The sequence below is a fragment of the Variovorax robiniae genome (assembly GCF_037889955.1).
GTDB lineage: Bacteria > Pseudomonadota > Gammaproteobacteria > Burkholderiales > Burkholderiaceae_C > Variovorax > Variovorax robiniae.
This window is the reverse complement of record NZ_JBBKZS010000009.1, coordinates 94,922-111,043: the sequence shown is the minus strand read 5'-3', so window position 1 is coordinate 111,043 and position 16,122 is coordinate 94,922. Positions and strand designations below refer to the sequence as shown.

The following is a 16,122-nucleotide window of genomic DNA, read 5'->3' as shown; positions in this document are numbered from 1 at the left end:
GGTCGAACGACTTCCGGGTTAACACGGACCCAACCGCGCCTCTGCAGGCCGATCATGTCCGGCCGACTTTCAACGCAAAACGGAGACATGCTCAATGACCGAAGTGACCGTTGACCCGACCCAGGCCGCGACCACATGGCTCGCCGACTTCGGCGCCGCACTTGCCAAAGGCGACATCGACGCCGCCGTCGCCCTCTTCGAAACCGACAGCTACTGGCGCGACCTGGTGTCCTTCACCTGGAACATCCGCACGCAGGAAGGCGCCGAGGCCATTCGCGCGATGCTCAAGGCGCGCTTGGCCGACGTGGCGCCATCGAACTTCGCCATCGAAGGCGAGGCGACCGAGGCCGACGGGATCGTCGACGCATGGTTCACCTTCGAGACCCGCCTGGCGCGCGGACGCGGCCACCTGCGCCTGCGCGACGGCAAGGCCTGGACGCTGCTCACCACCATGACGCAACTCAAGGGCCACGAGGAAAAGACGGGCAGCGAACGGATCAAGGGCGCGGAACACGGCCAGCAGCCAGGCCGCAAGACTTGGCTCGAAAAGCGCAAGGAAGAAGCGGAATCGCTGGGCTACACCACGCAGCCCGAAGTCGTGATCATCGGCGGCGGGCAGGGCGGCATCGTTCTCGGCGCGCGGTTGCGCCGCCTTGGCGTGCCGACCATCATCGTCGAGCGCAATGCCAAGCCCGGCGACTCCTGGCGCAAGCGCTACAAGTCGCTGTGCCTGCACGACCCGGTCTGGTACGACCACCTGCCGTACCTGCCCTTCCCGGACGACTGGCCCGTGTTCTCGCCCAAGGACAAGATCGGCGACTGGCTGGAGATGTACACCAAGGTCATGGAGCTCAACTACTGGGGTGGGACCACGGCCAAGAAGGCGCGCTTCGACGAGGCGAAGAAGGAATGGGAAGTGACCGTCGAGCGCGACGGCAAGGAGGTCGTGCTGCGGCCGAAGCAACTGGTGTTCGCACTCGGCGTGTCGGGCTATCCGAACGTGCCGAAGATCGAGGGCGCCGAGAACTTCAAGGGTGACCAGCACCACTCCAGCGCGCACCCCGGCCCGGAGGCCTACAAGGGCAAGAAGTGCGTGGTGCTCGGCTCCAACAATTCGGCCCACGACATCTGCGCCGCGCTGTGGGAGAACGGCGCCGACGTGACCATGATCCAGCGCTCGTCCACGCACATCGCGCCCTCGGATTCGCTGATGGAACTCGCGCTCGGCGGCCTGTACTCCGAGCAGGCGGTGAAGAACGGCATCGACCACCACAAGGCCGACCTGATCTTCGCGTCGGTGCCCTACAAGATCATGGCGGGCTTCCAGATTCCGGTGTACGACGAGATGAAGAAGCGCGACGCCGATTTGTATTCGCGGCTGGAGAAGGCCGGCTTCATGCTCGACTTCGGCGACGACGGCTCGGGGCTTTTCATGAAGTACCTGCGGCGCGGCTCGGGCTACTACATCGACGTGGGCGCGTCGGAGCTGGTGGCCAACGGCAGCATCAAGCTGAAGAGCGGCGTGAACATCGCGCGCGTGAACGAACACTCGGTGACGCTGACCGACGGCACCGAACTGCCCTGCGACCTGCTGGTCTACGCGACCGGCTATGGCTCGATGAACGGCTGGCTCGCGGACCTGGTGTCACCCGAGGTGGCGGACAAGGTCGGCAAGTGCTGGGGCCTGGGCTCCGACACGACCAAGGATCCGGGGCCGTGGGAGGGGGAACTGCGCAACATGTGGAAGCCGACGCAGGTCGAGAACCTGTGGATCCATGGGGGGAACCTGCATCAGTCGCGGCATTACTCGCAGTTCCTGGCGCTGCAGTTGAAGGCGCGGATGGAGGGGATTGCTACGCCGGTTTATGAGAGGGCGGCGACGTATCACCGGCGGTGAAGGTCTTCTCATCGAGAAGTACATCCGCTGCGGTACTTACCGACGGGCCGACCTCACAGAAAGCGCCACAAGCGTTCCATAAGGATGCCAAGGCGTAGGTGACTACCAAGATCGCGCTCCCGAAGTTGCTCTGGAGGTGTTTCCGCCGCCTGTTGAAGCGCCGGCCGTGAGATCCCTTTGCGGGCGTACAGATTCCGCAATCGGATGCACTGGCCTGCAAGTCAAAACGCCCCGAGGCGCGAGCCGGGGCGTTTTGCTTTTGCGGTCTCGTGTCGACGCAGCTCGGGCTACGCGCCTATTGACCGACTTTCAACCGTCCACCTCGACCTAGACCACCCTTGACGTCCTGTGCCTTGTAGTTGCGAAGAGATACCACCATGTTGTTGTAAGCGTCCATGAACGCGGCGACCGTGGCCTTGCCCGCAGGCGTGCGCGAGAAGCCGCCCAGTGAGCCCCCGGCAGTACCCCCAAAAGCCCCCATGGCGGCGCCGAAACTATTGGCCGAGGCATTGCCTTCCGCACTTGCGATCTGCACGGAAGAACGGACGTCGTGCAGAGCCAGCGTCACGACGGACACCTTGGTCTCCATCGAACCAGCGGCACGCGCGACGGTGCCGAAATTGCCGGGAAGAAGGCCGCCCAACGACCCGACCATTTTCCCGGTGGAGTCGTTGTCGATCACGATGGAGGGCTCCAGGAAATAATCCGCCGCAACGCGTTGGCCTTTTTGCTGGTTTGAGCCGGCCCGGTATTCGCCGGAATTGCGCTGCTTGTCAGTGATGCCGCTGAGCTTGCTGTCAAGCCGGTTGTTGCCAATGGACGTAATCACGAAGCAGTTTGACTGCTGCACAGCCACCCGCAGCAGGGGCTCGATGGAGGTGATCTGCGTAGCAGCGCCGAAACTGGCGTACCAGTCCTTGCCCCGGCCGTCATCGACCGCCAGCGTGCCCAGTGGCTCGTCGCACCTAACCAGACTCGAATTGGCACCTGCACTGGTGCTGCCGGCCGCACCGCCCGTGACCGCTGTGGGACTGCCACCGGTGCTGACCATGCCTCCTCCCATCCCCCCTCCAGCGCAACCGGCCAGTGCAAGCACACTGGCCAACCAAGAAGCGCGACGCGCAAATGCAGAAAAAGATTGCATAGAGTCCTCCCTTTTTTGATTGTGATGAATGCATTTTTTCGAAGGCTAAGAATCAGCCTGTGTCATCGGAAATACCAGCCGCGCGGTCCCCAACTCCCGTAGTACGGATAGCCGTAGCCCCAATATCCGTACCACGCGGAGCGGCGATAGGAAACCCAGAGCCGATATTCCTCTTGATTTTTCAGCTTCGCGGCGCTGGCCTCCTTGGCAAGCGCTGATGCTTCCTTGTTGCCTTGCGCCGCCGCCATCAGTAGCCACTTTTCGGCTTCGGCTGGATCCGACCCCATTTCTTCGACGCCCATCAGGTAGAAGCGTCCCAATGCGAGTTGGGAAACGACCTGCCCCGCTTCGGCCGCCTTACGCATCCATCGCAGTGACTGATAGGTGTTCTGAGGCACGCCATCGCCGCGAAAGTAGCGCAGGCTCAGGTCGTAAGCCGCACGTGGATCGCGAGCGGCCAATTGCTCCAGCGCTGCAATACGCCGCTCCTGCTCGGGATCGTCATCGGCAGAGGGGTTAAAGCTGGCGCTGCTACGCGCTCTCTCCGAGCATCCGGTGGCATCGCATATGCGCACCATCGATGGCGCATCGGGCGCCGTCGGCGAGCCCCCGGCACATCCTGCCAACGCGACGACGAGAAGCAAGCTCGCCTGCCGTAGAGTGATTTTCAACATGAGTTGGAGCGGCCCAGCAGGAAAGGTCGGACTTTCCGGAACGGCGAATCGCTCGACCCCGGAAGTGACGTTTGAACGAACCCGGTAGCACCGCAACGATGTGTTGCGCGAGACTACCAAGCCACGAAGCGCAACGAGGAGTCGCACTTCGTCGCGCTCCAGGCTTCCTCCTGCCTTGCGCGTGACGTACCTGCCCTCCCTGATGAGCCGATTTAATTCTAATGAATTACAAGACCCGCTGGCACCCGGAGATCTACTCCCCCGCGATCTCGCCCCATTCCCGCGCGGCATACTGCGCGCTTTGGTTGCTTCCCTTGTGCACGTTCTGGCGGTTTCGAACGCCCCCGCCGGATCGGATCGGAGGCGCGAAATTGCAATCGATTCACTTCATGTGCAAAGCGCCAGCATCCAGTCACTGAAAACCTTCAACAGTGGCGACGGATCGGCCCGGTCGCTTGTCACGAGGTAGTAATTGCGCTCCCCTGCGAGCGGTCGCGCGCAGGCAACGACCAGATCGCTGCGGGCCAGTTCGTCGGCCACCAGCATGGTCGGCATCAACGCCACGCCAAGACCGTGCGCCGCACCGGCCGCGAGCATCGAGAACAGTTCATAGCGCGGTCCGCCGCGCGCATTGGGTGCCTGGATTTCTTGCGCATCGAACCACTGGCGCCAAATGTCCGGGCGAGTGCTCTGTTGCAGTAGCGGCAGCTTGGCGATGGCGGCGGGCATCACAGCCTTGCCTCGCGGCAACAACGTCGGACTGCACACGGGCACCACGTCCTCATGCAGCAGCAACTGCGCCCGCGTACCAGCCCAGTTGGCGACCTGCGCGGGCGTGCCGGCATAGAGCGCCGCGTCGAACTCGGCATCGGCGAACAGAAAGGGGCGGGTACGGGTCTCGATGTGCACCGTCACGTCGGGGTACAGCGCGGCGAACCCGGGCAGGCGCGGGATCAGCCAGCGCGTGGCGAAGGTCGGCACGGCCGCCAGCGAGATCGATCCGCCTTCGCCCTGGTGCGACATCGCGTCCAGCGTGTCGCGCTCCATCGCTTCGAGCCGCTTGGTGATCTGCCGCGCGTAGGCCGCGCCGCTGGCGGTGAGCGCGACGCCGTGGCGCGTGCGGCGGAACAGCGCGACGCCCAGGAAGGCTTCCAGCGTAGCGATCTGCCGCGACACCGCGCTCTGCGTAAGCGACAGTTCCTGCGCGGCGCGCGTGTAGCTCTCATGTCGTGCTGCAGCGTCAAAGCAGACAAGGGTTTGAAGTGGCGGGATCTTGCGGCGCATCAGAGAAGGTCGACCGCGTCCTGCAGATGGGCCGCAGTCAGCGGCATGTGGCGCTGGTTGAGGAGGTCGATCAGGTTTTGTCCCGTCAGTGCCGGGCGCGCCCAACGTTCACGCATCGCGCGCAACGCCGCGACCGAGCGCAGCTTGTTCAACATGATCTGGTTGGTCACGAACTCGTCCGGCGTCTGGATCTCGATGCCATGCGGCGCCAGCGCCTCGGGTGGGAAGTGCTTGCCGTTCCACGTCACGATGGCGTCGGCATGGCCGGCAATCGCGGCGGCCAGCACATGGCGATCTCGTGCGTCGGGCAGCTTCAACCCGTCGATGAGCGGCTCATAGCCCTCCACCAGGCAGTCAGGAATGGCGCTGCACATGGCGTCGGCCTTTCGCTTCACGGCAGCCTCGGTGCCCGGGTACTGCCGCACAAACGCCGCGGTCCACTCTTCCATGATGGTGGCGGACCATTTGGCGCTGTAGAGGTCCGCATCAGCGAGGCTGAGAAGCACATCGCATTGCAGGCGGGGGAACAGCGCATTGGCGTCGATGACCGCGGTGTAGAAGGCCGAACCCGCCACCTCAAAGTTCCTGGCCGATCTCGTCGCTGGCCTGCGAAACAGCGCGCAATGCTTCGGCGGAACGGATCTTCTGCGCCTGCTGGTAGCGCACCAGTTCCTCGAACATGATGCGGCGATGGCGGTTGACCATGCGGCAGTCAAGCCGCCTGGCCTCGATTTCCTTGATCACGAAGGGTCGTGACACATTCAGGAATGCGGCCGCTTGTTGCGTGGTCAGTTCCGCCTTGTGTGGCACGAGCACCATCGGCTCCTGGCGGGCCATCTGCTTCAAGACGTCTGCCAGGAACCGGAGCACCCGAGGCGGGAGCTCGATGATCGGCGGCTCGCCTTGGCCATCATCGATTTGCAACTTGACGCGAACATGCTCAGCGCGCGAGTGGTCCAGCGCGGCCATCAGGCAGGTGGTCGCGACGGCGGCCATTTCAGCCTCGTCCTTGCTTGCGGGTTCCAGGATCTGTTGCGTCATTTGAATCTCCGTCGGGTGCGCGCCGAATCGTTGCTGCGATTCGGGTTTAGTCCTCATGGTAGTCATAAACGCAATAAACGCAACTAACGAAGCAAACGAAAACTTCATCAAAGTCTTGAGTCGCGTGGCGGTATCGATGGATGGGAAGCCTCGAAGCGGCGGGATCTTCCCTCGAATGTATGCCGGCAGTGTATGACTGGAGCGAGCAAGCCACCAATGAAAGTGCACGTGCAATCGCGCCAAAACATTCCTCCGTTGCATATCTGGATGCGAATTACTCGTTTGCACCCCACCCGCCGCCCCGCTACGATCCACCCCAATCCCTTCCCGCTTCCCCTTCTTTCCTTTCTCGGAGACACCCCCATGGCCACCAAAGCCCACTTCCACTGGGACGACCCCCTGTTGCTCGACCAGCAGCTCACCGACGACGAGCGCATGGTGCGTGACGCGGCCAATGCCTATTGCCAGGAGCGCCTGCTGCCGCGCGTGGTCGAGGGCTTCCGCTCGGGCATCACCGACCCGGCGATCTTTCGTGAGATGGGCGCGCTTGGCCTGCTCGGCCCGACCATTCCCGAGGAATACGGCGGCCCCGGCCTCAACTACGTCTGCTACGGCCTGATCGCCCGCGAAGTCGAGCGCGTCGACTCGGGCTACCGCTCGATGGCCAGCGTGCAGAGCTCGCTCGTCATGGTGCCGATCAACGAATTCGGCACCAAGGCGCAGAAGCAGAAGTTCCTGCCCAAGCTCGCGACCGGCGAATGGATCGGCTGCTTCGGCCTGACCGAGCCCGATCACGGCTCCGACCCCGGCAGCATGGCGACGCGCGCCAAAAAGGTGCCGGGCGGCTATTCGCTGTCGGGCAGCAAGATGTGGATCAGCAATTCGCCGATCGCCGACGTGTTCGTGGTCTGGGCCAAGGAAGTCAGCGAGAGCGGCGCCGTCGGCCCGATCCGCGGCTTCGTGCTGGAGAAGGGCATGAAGGGCCTGAGCGCCCCGGCCATCCACAGCAAGGTCGGCCTGCGCGCCAGCATCACCGGCGAGATCGTCATGGACGGCGTGTTCTGCCCCGAGGAAAACGCCTTCCCCGAAGTGCAAGGCCTGAAGGGCCCCTTCACCTGCCTCAACAGCGCACGCTACGGCATCTCCTGGGGCGCACTCGGCGCAGCCGAGGACTGCTTCCACCGCGCCCGCCAGTACGTGCTGGACCGCAAGCAGTTCGGCCGCCCCTTGGCTGCCAACCAACTCATCCAGAAGAAGCTGGCCGACATGCAGACCGAGATCACGCTGGGCCTGCAAGGCAGCCTGCGCCTGGGACGCATGAAGGACGAGGGCACTGCCTCGGTCGAGATCACCTCGATCCTCAAGCGCAACAACTGCGGCAAGTCGCTCGACATCGCCCGCATGGCGCGCGACATGATGGGCGGCAACGGCATCAGCGACGAGTTCGGCGTGGCCCGCCACCTGGTGAACCTCGAAGTGGTCAACACCTACGAAGGCACCCACGACATCCACGCCCTGATCCTCGGCCGCGCGATCACGGGGATCGCCGCCTTCTCGAACTGAGCGCCATCGGATGACCACCCCGGCAGCCCTCGACGGCATCAAGGTCCTCGACCTCTCCCGTGTGCTCGCGGGCCCCTGGTGCACGCAGATCCTCGCGGACCTGGGCGCCGACGTGGTCAAGATCGAGCGGCCCGGCACCGGGGACGACACGCGCACCTGGGGCCCGCCCTTCCTCAAGGATTCGAGCGGGCACGACACCCACCAGTCGACCTACTTCACCTCCTGCAACCGCAACAAGCGCTCCGTCACCATCGACATGGCGACGCCGGAAGGTCAGGTGCTCTTGAAGCAGATGGCCGCGCAAGCCGACATCGTGGTGGAGAACTTCAAGACCGGCGGGCTCAAGGCCTACGGGCTCGACTACGAGAGCCTCAAGGCGCTCAACCCGCGCCTCATCTATTGCAGCGTGACCGGCTTCGGCCATGACGGCCCGCATGCCTCGCGTGCCGGCTACGACCTGATGATCCAGGCGACCAGCGGCATGATGAGCATCACCGGCCGCCCCGACGACGCGCCCGGCGGCGGCCCGCTGCGCGTGGGCGTGGCGCTCACCGACCTGTTCACCGGCGTCTATGCGAGCAGCGCGATCCTGGCCGCGCTTCAGGTGCGCCACCGTACCGGCGAAGGCCAGCACATCGACATGGCGCTGCTCGACGTCGGCATGGCCATCCTCGCCAACCAGGCCAGCGCCTTCCTCAACACCGGCGTCGCGCCGCAGCGCCAGGGCAACAGCCATCCGAGCCTCGCGCCGTACCAGGACTTCCACACGCAGGACGGCGCGATGCTGCTGGCCATCGGCAACAACGGCCAGTTCGCGCGCTTCTGCGAGGCGGCCGGCCATCCCGACTGGGCGGCAGATCCGCGCTATGCCACCAACACCCTGCGCGTGAAACATCGCGAGGTGCTGATCGCGCAGATGGAAGCAGTCACGCGCACGCGCACCACGGCGGACTGGATCGCGCTGCTGGAAGACAAGGCCGTGCCCTGCGGCCCGATCAACAACATCGACCAGGCCTTCGAGGACGAGCAGGTCAAGGCGCGCGGCCTCGCCGTGACGATGCCGCGCGATGCCGGCGACGGCATCCACGAGATCGTCGGCGTGGCGAGCCCGCTGCGCCTGTCGGCCACGCCGCCGGTGCTGCGGCATGCACCGCCGGCCCTGGGCCAGCACACCTTCGAGGTGCTGGCGGAACTCGGCGTGGACGCGCAGCAGGCCGCGGCCCTGCGCGCCGCGGGGGTGGTCTGAGCAAGCGGGTTCACTCCCGACAACATGCCGCGGCACGCGCCTCGGCCTGCCCCGCCCCGGACACGCTGACGCCGGCCGACCGCTACCAGGAGCTGTTCACCGCCGTGCAGGGCGCCCGCGTGTTCGCCGACAGCAAGACTTTTGTCGACTGTGCGCCGCTGCAGGACCCGCAGGAAATCCTCCAGGCCTATCGCGCGCAATGCAAGGCCGATGGCTTCGACCTCAAGGCCTTCGTCGCGCGGCATTTCGAGGTGCAGTTGCCCCCGAGCAGCGACTACGTCTCCGTGCCCGGCCAGCCGCTCTGCGCGCATATCGACGACCTGTGGCCGGTGCTCACGCGCCAGCCGTTGGCGCATCCACCCGCCGGCTCGTCCCTGCAGGTGCCGCATGACTACGTCGTGCCCGGCGGCCGCTTCGGCGAGATGTACTACTGGGATTCGTACTTCACGATGATCGGCCTGGTCGCGAGCGGACGCACCGACCTGCTGCACGACATGGTCGTCAACTTCGCGCACCTCATCGACACCTACGGCCATGTGCCGAACGGCACGCGCACCTACTACCTCGGCCGCTCGCAGCCGCCGCTGTTCGCCTTCATGGTCGAACTGTCGGAGCGCGTCGACAAGTGCAGCGCGACCGACTTCCTGCCGCAGCTTCGCCAGGAGCATGCCTGGTGGATGCGCGGCAGCGACGGCTTGGCGCCGGGGGGCGCGGAACGTCGCGTCGTGCGCCTGCCCGATGGCAGCCTGCTCAACCGCTACTGGGACGAGCGCGACCAGCCGCGCGAGGAAGCCTGGCTGGAGGACGTGACCACCGCGCGCCTGTCGGGCCGCGAGCCGGGCGAGGTGTACCGGCACCTGCGCGCCGCAGCCGAGTCGGGCTGGGACTTCAGCACGCGCTGGCTGGCGGAAGGTGCGCCGCGCAAGGCGCAGGATGGTCAGGCTGAGCAGGATTCGCTGGTCAGCATCTGCACCACCGACATCGTGCCGGTCGACCTCAACGCCTTCCTCTACAAGCTGGAGACGACGATCGCCGACCTCGCCGGGCAGGCGGGGCACGAAGCCACCGCGAATGAATTCAAGAAGCACGCCGCCGAGAGAAAGGCCGCCGTCATCGCGTTGATGTGGGACGAATCACAAGGTGCCTTCTTCGACCACGACTGGCGCCTCGGCCAGCGACGCAGCTGCCTTACCGCCGCCTGCGTAGCACCACTGTTCGCCGGGCTCGCAGATCAATCGCACGCCAACGCACTCGCCGCCACCGTGGAACAGCGCCTGCTCGCCCCCGGCGGCCTGTCCACCACCGAATGCACCAGCGACCAGCAATGGGACCAGCCCAACGGATGGGCCTCGTTGCAGTGGATGGCGATGGCCGGCTTCCACACCTACGGTCATGATCACATTGCGCGCACCATTGCGCACCGCTGGCTCGCCACCGTGGCGGCGGTCTACGAACGCGAAGGCAAGCTGGTGGAGAAATACGCGCTGCGCCAGGTCGAGCACCAGGTGTCGACCGGCGGCGGGGGTGGGGAATATCCGTTGCAGGACGGCTTCGGCTGGACCAACGGCGTCACGCGTGCGCTGCTGCATGCACACCCGCAGCACACGGCGCATGCGTGCGTGGCCCATGCGCCTGAGCCGATGCATCGATAGGCCAGAGACTCCGATCGAGCCTTCCGCAAGGACGCATCGGCGCTGGAAGGCTTCTTACTTCTCGACCACCACTTCACTGATCTGCATGACCGGCTGCAGGTCGGTGTAGTTCGGGATGTCGCCGAGGATTTCCTTGGCATGCGGGCCGAAGCCGGCCTGGAAGCTCTCGACGGAGTTGCAGAAGACATGGCACATGCCGATGTAGGTCGGCGGATCGCCAGGTGCGCCGCCGGCGAGGCCCTTGTCGATCGTGTAGTAGAGGCATGCGTCACCCATTCGGGCCTTCAGCAGCGGCATGTGCTTGTCGCGGTAATAGGCGTGGTCGAATCGCGCACCGGGTTTGTTGGGGTACATCACGCTCACTTTGATCACGGCTGGGTCTCCTTGTAGTTGGGCTCCAGAGGATAGAGGGGCCGCCGTGCATCGGCAAGCGCCTCCGGGCAGATGCGTAGCGTGGCCGAAGGAGCGGGATGGCGGCGCATCAAGCGCGCGCGTCCGCTGCGTCGTGCTGGTAAGCCGGCAGCCGCGCCCCGCAATCGCTGCAGAAGCGCGCATTCGCCGAATGCCCTTCGCTCAGGCACTCATGGCAAGTGCGCGTGGTGGTGCCCCGAAGCCCCTGTCGCTGCACCGTGAACTCGGCGCTCACGATCCCGGTCGGCACGGCCAGTGTGCCCCAGCCCAGCAGCATCATCACCGAGGCGATCATGCGGCCCACGCCGGTCTGCGGCGCGATGTCGCCAAAGCCCACCGTGGTCATCGTCGTGATGGCCCAGTACACGCCCACCGGAATGCTGGTGTAGCCATGCGCCGGCCCCTCGACCACGTACATGAGCGTGCCCATGACCACCACCACCATCAGCACGAAGGACATGAACACCAGGATCTTGCGCCGCGATGCCTTCAGCGCCTGGCCCAGCGCGCCGTACTCGGCCACGTACTCGGTCAGCTTGAACACCCGGAACACGCGCAGCAGCCGCAGCACGCGCACGTCGATCAGCGCATGCAACCCCGGCACCAGCACCGCAAGATAGGTGGGCAGCAGCGCCAGCAGGTCAATGATGCCGAACACGCTGAAGGCATAGCGGTCCGGCCGCCGCACGCAGGCCAGTCGCACCAGGTATTCGATGGTGAAGGCGGCCGTCACCAGAAGCTCGAACACCTTCAGCTCGAAAGCGAAGCGCGCATGGATCGAGGCCACGCTGTCCAGCACCACGGCCGCCACGCTGGCCAGGATGACGATGATCAGCCCCACGTCGAAGGCCTTTCCGGCGCGCGTGTCGGCCTCGAAGATGATCGTGTAGAGCTTCAGGCGCAGGCCCGATGCGGGCTTGCCAAATCGCTCCGAATCGGAGTTCCGCGCAGCGGAGGGGGTCACCATGCGCGGCATCCTATGCCAGCCGAGGCCAGTTGCCTATCGGACTGCAAGCGTCCTGGTACGCGATGTCAGCCCATAGTTTTTGACAAATGTCAAGGGGTTCAGGTCAGGTACGCTCTCGACCTTTTCACGAGGCCTCGGCCGCACTGCGCGCGGCCGTCGCCCGGTACCCTGGCTACTGAGGAGTTCCCACGTTGAAAGCCATTTCCTTCGCCGTCTTCACGGCCCTGTCGGCCGCCGCACTCGGCGCGAGCGCCCAGGTCTCCGTCAACATCAACGTGCCGTTGCCCGGCGTGGTGCAAGTGGCCCCGCCGCCGCCACGCTACGAAGTCATGCCCGCGCCGCGCCCGAGCCAGGTGTGGGTGCCCGGTCGCTGGCAATGGGATGAGCGCGCCTATGCATGGCGTGGCGGCCACTGGCTGCAGGCACGACCCGACTACGCCTACGCGCCCGGCGCCTGGGTGCCGGTGGATGGCGGCTGGCGCTGGCGCGAGGGCGATTGGCGCCGTGCGGAGCGCCGCGAGCGCCGCGAATGGGAGCGTGAGCGCCGGCACGAACACGACGACCATCACCACGGCGGCGGCTACCACTGTCCGCCGGGCCAGGCGAAAAAGGGCAACTGCTGAAGCGAAGCGCCACGCCAGCGGGAACACGACGGAAACCCGGCCGCGTCTGGCAATAGGTCTCATGGCGCTGGCGATGGCCGAAGGTCCCGCTTGTGCCCGCTGCCGATGGTCGAAGGTGCCGTTTGCCGGAAGCGCAATGTGCCGGAAGTGCAATGGGCCGGGGTTGCGGGGATGGGTACCATTGACTGACAGGCGGCGCCGGGATTTCCTGGCGTGCGAAACAGGGAGGCGCCAAGCATGTCGCTATGGCATCAGGTCATCGGTCCGATCACGCGGCACTTTCGATTGCGCCGCGGGAAGTTCATCCACCAAACATTTCCAGGCATCGCCTCGATGCGCATCTGCGACCTCGGCGGCTCGCGGCATTTCTGGGACAAGATCGAGCTGCCAATCCCGCGCGAGAAGATCACCATCTACAACGTCGACGACGGCGAAGTCCAGCAGGGCGCCAATCTGTCTGCCGGCGACATCAGGACCATCATCTACGACGGCCGGCACATCCCCGCGCCGGACCAGTCCTTCGACCTGCTGATCTGCAATTCCGTCATCGAGCACGTGCCGCCCGCACAGCGCGCGGCGCTGGCCGATGAGATGCGGCGCGTGTCGAAGCTGGTGTTCTGCCAGACGCCGGCATGGTCCTTTCCCTTCGAGCCGCACTTCCTCATGCCCGTCGTGCACTGGTTGCCGCGCAAGCTGGGCTATCTGCTGATCCATGTGAGTCCATGGCGCCTCCTATCGCGCCCGGACGCGCCGACCATCCGCAACTACTTCTGGGGCACGCAGCTGCTCAAGCGCGCGGAGATCGATGCGCTCTTTCCCAAGGGGGAAATCATCTTCGAGAAGGCGCTGGGCATGGTCAAGTCGTACTACGTCATCGACCGGGCCCGGCAGGTGAGCGTGGTCAGCGCACCCGCGCCGGGTAGCCCGCCTCGATCCAGGCCTCTGCACTCGCCGTCGTCAGCTTGAAGTTGGGCGCGGTGCGGGCCTCGCCGAGCTGCGCGCCGAACTCGTCCTGCGCGGTCAGCACCGCATGCGGGTTGTCTTCATCCGGCACGATGCGCAGCGCCACGCGGATGCGCTCCGAGCCGGCGCCGATGCTCACCTGCTTGTTGAGCTGCGAATGCAGTTGCTGCTCGTGCCGGCGCAGCACCTCGTTGGCGGTCTTCACCAGCGTGTGGAAGGCGGGGGTGTCGAGCGGCTTCGGGTTCTTCTTGTCGCGACCCATGGTCCACGGGCCGACCAGTGCGGGCTCGGCCTCGCCGTGGCGGGTCATCGAGACGGCCCAGCCGTCGTCGTCTTCGTTCTTGATGACGCGGGCGGTCCAGACGGCGTCGCGCCAGAGGCGGGGTTCCTGGATGGCGGCGCTGTCGTCCGCGCTGATGTCCTGCGATGTGGAGATGTCGTTCATGATGGCCAGAGTCTTGCACAAGGAGCCGAACGCCATGACTGCTGCATCCGACGATGACGATCGCCGTGCCTTTGCGCGCTCGCTCTGGCGCCATGTGGGCGATGTGCGGCCGCCCTTCGCCGTGACGCCGGAGGCGGGACAGGAATCCGTGTGGGACTATCCGCGCCCGCCATGCATCGCGCCGGATGCGCGCGAGGTCAAGATATGCCTCGGCGACGTCGAGATCGCGCGCACGCGTCGTGCGCTGCGCGTGCTCGAGACCGCCAGCCCGCCGACCTGGTACCTGCCGCGAACCGATGTTCAGATGGCGCTGCTGCAGCCTGCCGCGGGCCGGTCGAATTGCGAGTGGAAGGGCGAGGCACGCTATCTCTCGGTCGTCACATCGCAGCACACAGTCGAGGCCGCGGCATGGTGGTATCCGACGCCGCTGCCCGGCTTTGAAGACTTGAAGGATCACATTGCGTTCTATCCACGGCAACTCGAATGCCGAGTCGACGGTCTCCGCGTGCTACCGCAGCCGGGCCGCTTCTACGCGGGCTGGATCACGCCGGAACTGGTCGGGCCGTTCAAGGGGGAGCCGGGGTCGGAAGGCTGGTGATCTCAGCGTGCGTGCATGTCCACGATCTGACCGATGCGCTTCAGCGCGCCGTCCACCACCTCGTCGAAGGGCCAGCCGCAGTTAAGGCGCAGGTAGTGGTCGCAACGCGGCGAGTTCGAAAACAGCCAGCCCGGCGCGACGAGGATGCCTTCGCGCAGCGCCGTGTCGAACACATCGGCCGACTTGCATGGGCCCGGCAACTCCACCCACAACTGCAGCCCGCCGTTCGGCAGGTTGAGGCGTGTGCCCGCCGGAAAGTGCGCCGCGATCGCCTCGGCAGTGCGCTCGCGCTGTTCGCGCAAGGCGGTGCGCAGGCGGCGCAGGTGCCGGTCGTAGGCGCCGCTGGCCATGAACTCGCCCGCGCCCAACTGCGACAGCACCTCGTTGTTGCGCGTCTGCGCGTACTTGAGCATCTCCACGCGCGGATGCCAGCGCCCGGCCGAGATCCAGCCGAGCCGCATGCCGGGCGCGAGGATCTTGTGCAGCGATGCGCAATGGATCACGTTGCCCCCACGGTCCCAGGACTTGATCGCGCGCGGCGCGCTGTCGACGTCGAGCAGCTCGCTGTAGGTGTCGTCCTCGATCAGCGCGATGCCTTTCGCTTCGCACAGCCGCATCAGTTGCTCCTTGTGCGCATCGGGCATCACGCTGCCGAGCGGGTTCTGCAGGTGCGGGATGACGACGATGGCCTTGATGTCGTCCCAGGTCTGCAGCGCGAGGTCCAGCGCCTCCACAGAGAGGCCCGTTTGCGGGCTGGTCGGAATCTCCAGCGCGCGCAGTCCGAGGCTCTCCAGCACCTGCAGCAGGCCGTAGAAGGTGGGCGACTCCACCGCGATGGTGTCGCCCGGATTCGCCACCGCGCGCAGCGCGAGGTTCAGCGCCTCGATGCAGCCGTTGGTGACGAGCACCTCCTCGGGCGACAGCGTCATGCCCGCGGCCAGCGCGCGCTTGGCCAGCACCGCGCGGAATTGCGGGTCGCCCTGCAACGGTGGCGCGGCGGCCAGCAGGTCGGGCCGCAGGCGCAAGGCGCGCGTCATGCCGGCGCGCAGGGCCTCGGCCGGATAGAGCTGCGGCGCGGCGCGTGCAATCGAGAAGTTGACCTTGACCTCGGCCGCGCGCCGTTGCGCGACGAAGGCCGACACGCGCGCATGGATGCCGACGAACTGCGCCGGGTCCGGCCGCAGCCCGGCGGGCGGCTCGTCCATCGGCGTCATCCGCAGGCGCTGCGGCTTGCGAACGAAGTAGCCGGAGCGGTCGCGCGCCTCGGCCCAGCCATCGGACTCCAGCGTGCGGCACAGTTGCAGCGCGGTCGACAGGCTGATGTCATGCAGCCGCATGAGGTGCCGCAGCGAGGGCATGCGCTCGCCCGGCGCCAGCGTGCCGGCCTCGATCGCGCCGCGGTAGTGCGTGGCCAGGCGGCGGTACAGCGGCGGCGCGGCAGGCGTGTGGGGCATGGACGAAGGCATGAGCATGGCCCGATCGTTGCGAATCGGGGGCCGATGAAACAGATGCAGTTGGCGCAAAAACGACCATAACAGACGCGGTGCCGTGCTGTCTGTTCCGGTCGCAACAGGGAAGGCTGTGCCTGTTTTCCGGGCAGCCGAAACCGGACCA

16 protein-coding genes are annotated in these 16,122 nt (G+C 65.9%); 7 read left to right on the top strand and 9 right to left on the bottom strand.

Going from position 1 to position 16,122, the window contains the following annotated elements:
* Positions 1-94 precede the first annotated feature (94 nt).
* Complete coding sequence (locus WKW79_RS20985) at positions 95-1,897, top strand: NAD(P)/FAD-dependent oxidoreductase (protein WP_340337139.1); 1,803 nt, start codon at positions 95-97, stop codon at positions 1,895-1,897.
* Between the two features lie 295 nt (positions 1,898-2,192).
* Here WKW79_RS20985 and WKW79_RS20980 read toward each other — a convergent pair whose 3' ends face one another.
* The 5 genes from WKW79_RS20980 to WKW79_RS20960 form a co-directional block, all read right to left on the bottom strand.
* On the bottom strand, positions 2,193-3,041 hold the full coding sequence (locus WKW79_RS20980) for a hypothetical protein (protein ID WP_422823934.1): 849 nt from the start codon (positions 3,039-3,041) through the stop codon (positions 2,193-2,195).
* Between the two features lie 62 nt (positions 3,042-3,103).
* Complete coding sequence (locus WKW79_RS20975; RefSeq protein ID WP_340337138.1) at positions 3,104-3,715, bottom strand: tetratricopeptide repeat protein; 612 nt, start codon at positions 3,713-3,715, stop codon at positions 3,104-3,106.
* Positions 3,716-4,102: 387 nt separating this feature from the next.
* Complete coding sequence (locus WKW79_RS20970; RefSeq protein ID WP_340337137.1) at positions 4,103-4,999, bottom strand: LysR substrate-binding domain-containing protein; 897 nt, start codon at positions 4,997-4,999, stop codon at positions 4,103-4,105.
* Entirely contained in the window at positions 4,999-5,574 is a 576-nt protein-coding gene (locus WKW79_RS20965) for a VapC50 family PIN domain-containing toxin (RefSeq protein ID WP_340337136.1), read from the bottom strand. Before WKW79_RS20965 ends, WKW79_RS20970 begins: the two co-directional genes overlap by 1 nt.
* A gap of 1 nt (position 5,575) precedes the next feature.
* The gene (locus WKW79_RS20960; RefSeq protein WP_340337135.1) at positions 5,576-6,148 is read right to left on the bottom strand and encodes a helix-turn-helix domain-containing protein; all 573 of its coding nucleotides are present in this window, start codon (positions 6,146-6,148) and stop codon (positions 5,576-5,578) included.
* A 255-nt stretch (positions 6,149-6,403) separates the two neighbouring features.
* On the opposite strand from WKW79_RS20960, the gene WKW79_RS20955 reads away from it, so the two are divergent.
* The 3 genes from WKW79_RS20955 to treF are packed head-to-tail and all read left to right on the top strand — an operon-like array spanning position 6,404 to position 10,501.
* The gene (locus WKW79_RS20955) at positions 6,404-7,603 is read left to right on the top strand and encodes an acyl-CoA dehydrogenase (protein WP_340337134.1); all 1,200 of its coding nucleotides are present in this window, start codon (positions 6,404-6,406) and stop codon (positions 7,601-7,603) included.
* Positions 7,604-7,613: 10 nt separating this feature from the next.
* Positions 7,614-8,849, top strand: a complete 1,236-nt coding sequence (locus WKW79_RS20950; protein WP_340337133.1) for a CaiB/BaiF CoA transferase family protein — start codon at positions 7,614-7,616, stop codon at positions 8,847-8,849.
* Positions 8,846-10,501: an alpha,alpha-trehalase TreF gene (treF, locus tag WKW79_RS20945; protein ID WP_340337311.1), complete on the top strand. Its 1,656-nt coding sequence runs from the start codon at positions 8,846-8,848 to the stop codon at positions 10,499-10,501. Before WKW79_RS20950 ends, treF begins: the two co-directional genes overlap by 4 nt.
* 54 nt (positions 10,502-10,555) lie before the next feature.
* Here the strand turns inward: treF and WKW79_RS20940 are convergent, their stop codons facing one another.
* Both WKW79_RS20940 and WKW79_RS20935 read right to left on the bottom strand, forming a co-directional pair.
* Complete coding sequence (locus WKW79_RS20940) at positions 10,556-10,873, bottom strand: EthD family reductase (protein ID WP_340337132.1); 318 nt, start codon at positions 10,871-10,873, stop codon at positions 10,556-10,558.
* A 109-nt stretch (positions 10,874-10,982) separates the two neighbouring features.
* The gene (locus tag WKW79_RS20935) at positions 10,983-11,879 is read right to left on the bottom strand and encodes an ion transporter (protein WP_340337131.1); all 897 of its coding nucleotides are present in this window, start codon (positions 11,877-11,879) and stop codon (positions 10,983-10,985) included.
* A gap of 191 nt (positions 11,880-12,070) precedes the next feature.
* Here WKW79_RS20935 and WKW79_RS20930 point away from each other — a divergent pair, with 191 nt between their 5' ends.
* Both WKW79_RS20930 and WKW79_RS20925 read left to right on the top strand, forming a co-directional pair.
* Complete coding sequence (locus WKW79_RS20930) at positions 12,071-12,502, top strand: hypothetical protein (RefSeq protein WP_340337130.1); 432 nt, start codon at positions 12,071-12,073, stop codon at positions 12,500-12,502.
* Between the two features lie 237 nt (positions 12,503-12,739).
* Positions 12,740-13,468, top strand: a complete 729-nt coding sequence (locus WKW79_RS20925; RefSeq protein ID WP_340337129.1) for a methyltransferase domain-containing protein — start codon at positions 12,740-12,742, stop codon at positions 13,466-13,468.
* Here WKW79_RS20925 and WKW79_RS20920 read toward each other — a convergent pair.
* Positions 13,404-13,910 (bottom strand): hypothetical protein, encoded by a 507-nt coding sequence (locus WKW79_RS20920; RefSeq protein ID WP_340337128.1) that lies wholly within the window; start codon positions 13,908-13,910, stop codon positions 13,404-13,406. The genes WKW79_RS20925 and WKW79_RS20920 overlap by 65 nt on opposite strands.
* Positions 13,911-13,944: 34 nt before the next feature.
* Here WKW79_RS20920 and WKW79_RS20915 point away from each other — a divergent pair, with 34 nt between their 5' ends.
* On the top strand, positions 13,945-14,508 hold the full coding sequence (locus WKW79_RS20915; protein WP_340337127.1) for a DUF427 domain-containing protein: 564 nt from the start codon (positions 13,945-13,947) through the stop codon (positions 14,506-14,508).
* A gap of 2 nt (positions 14,509-14,510) precedes the next feature.
* Here the strand turns inward: WKW79_RS20915 and WKW79_RS20910 are convergent, their stop codons facing one another.
* Entirely contained in the window at positions 14,511-15,980 is a 1,470-nt protein-coding gene (locus WKW79_RS20910) for an aminotransferase-like domain-containing protein (RefSeq protein WP_340337126.1), read from the bottom strand.
* Positions 15,981-16,122: the final 142 nt, after the last annotated feature.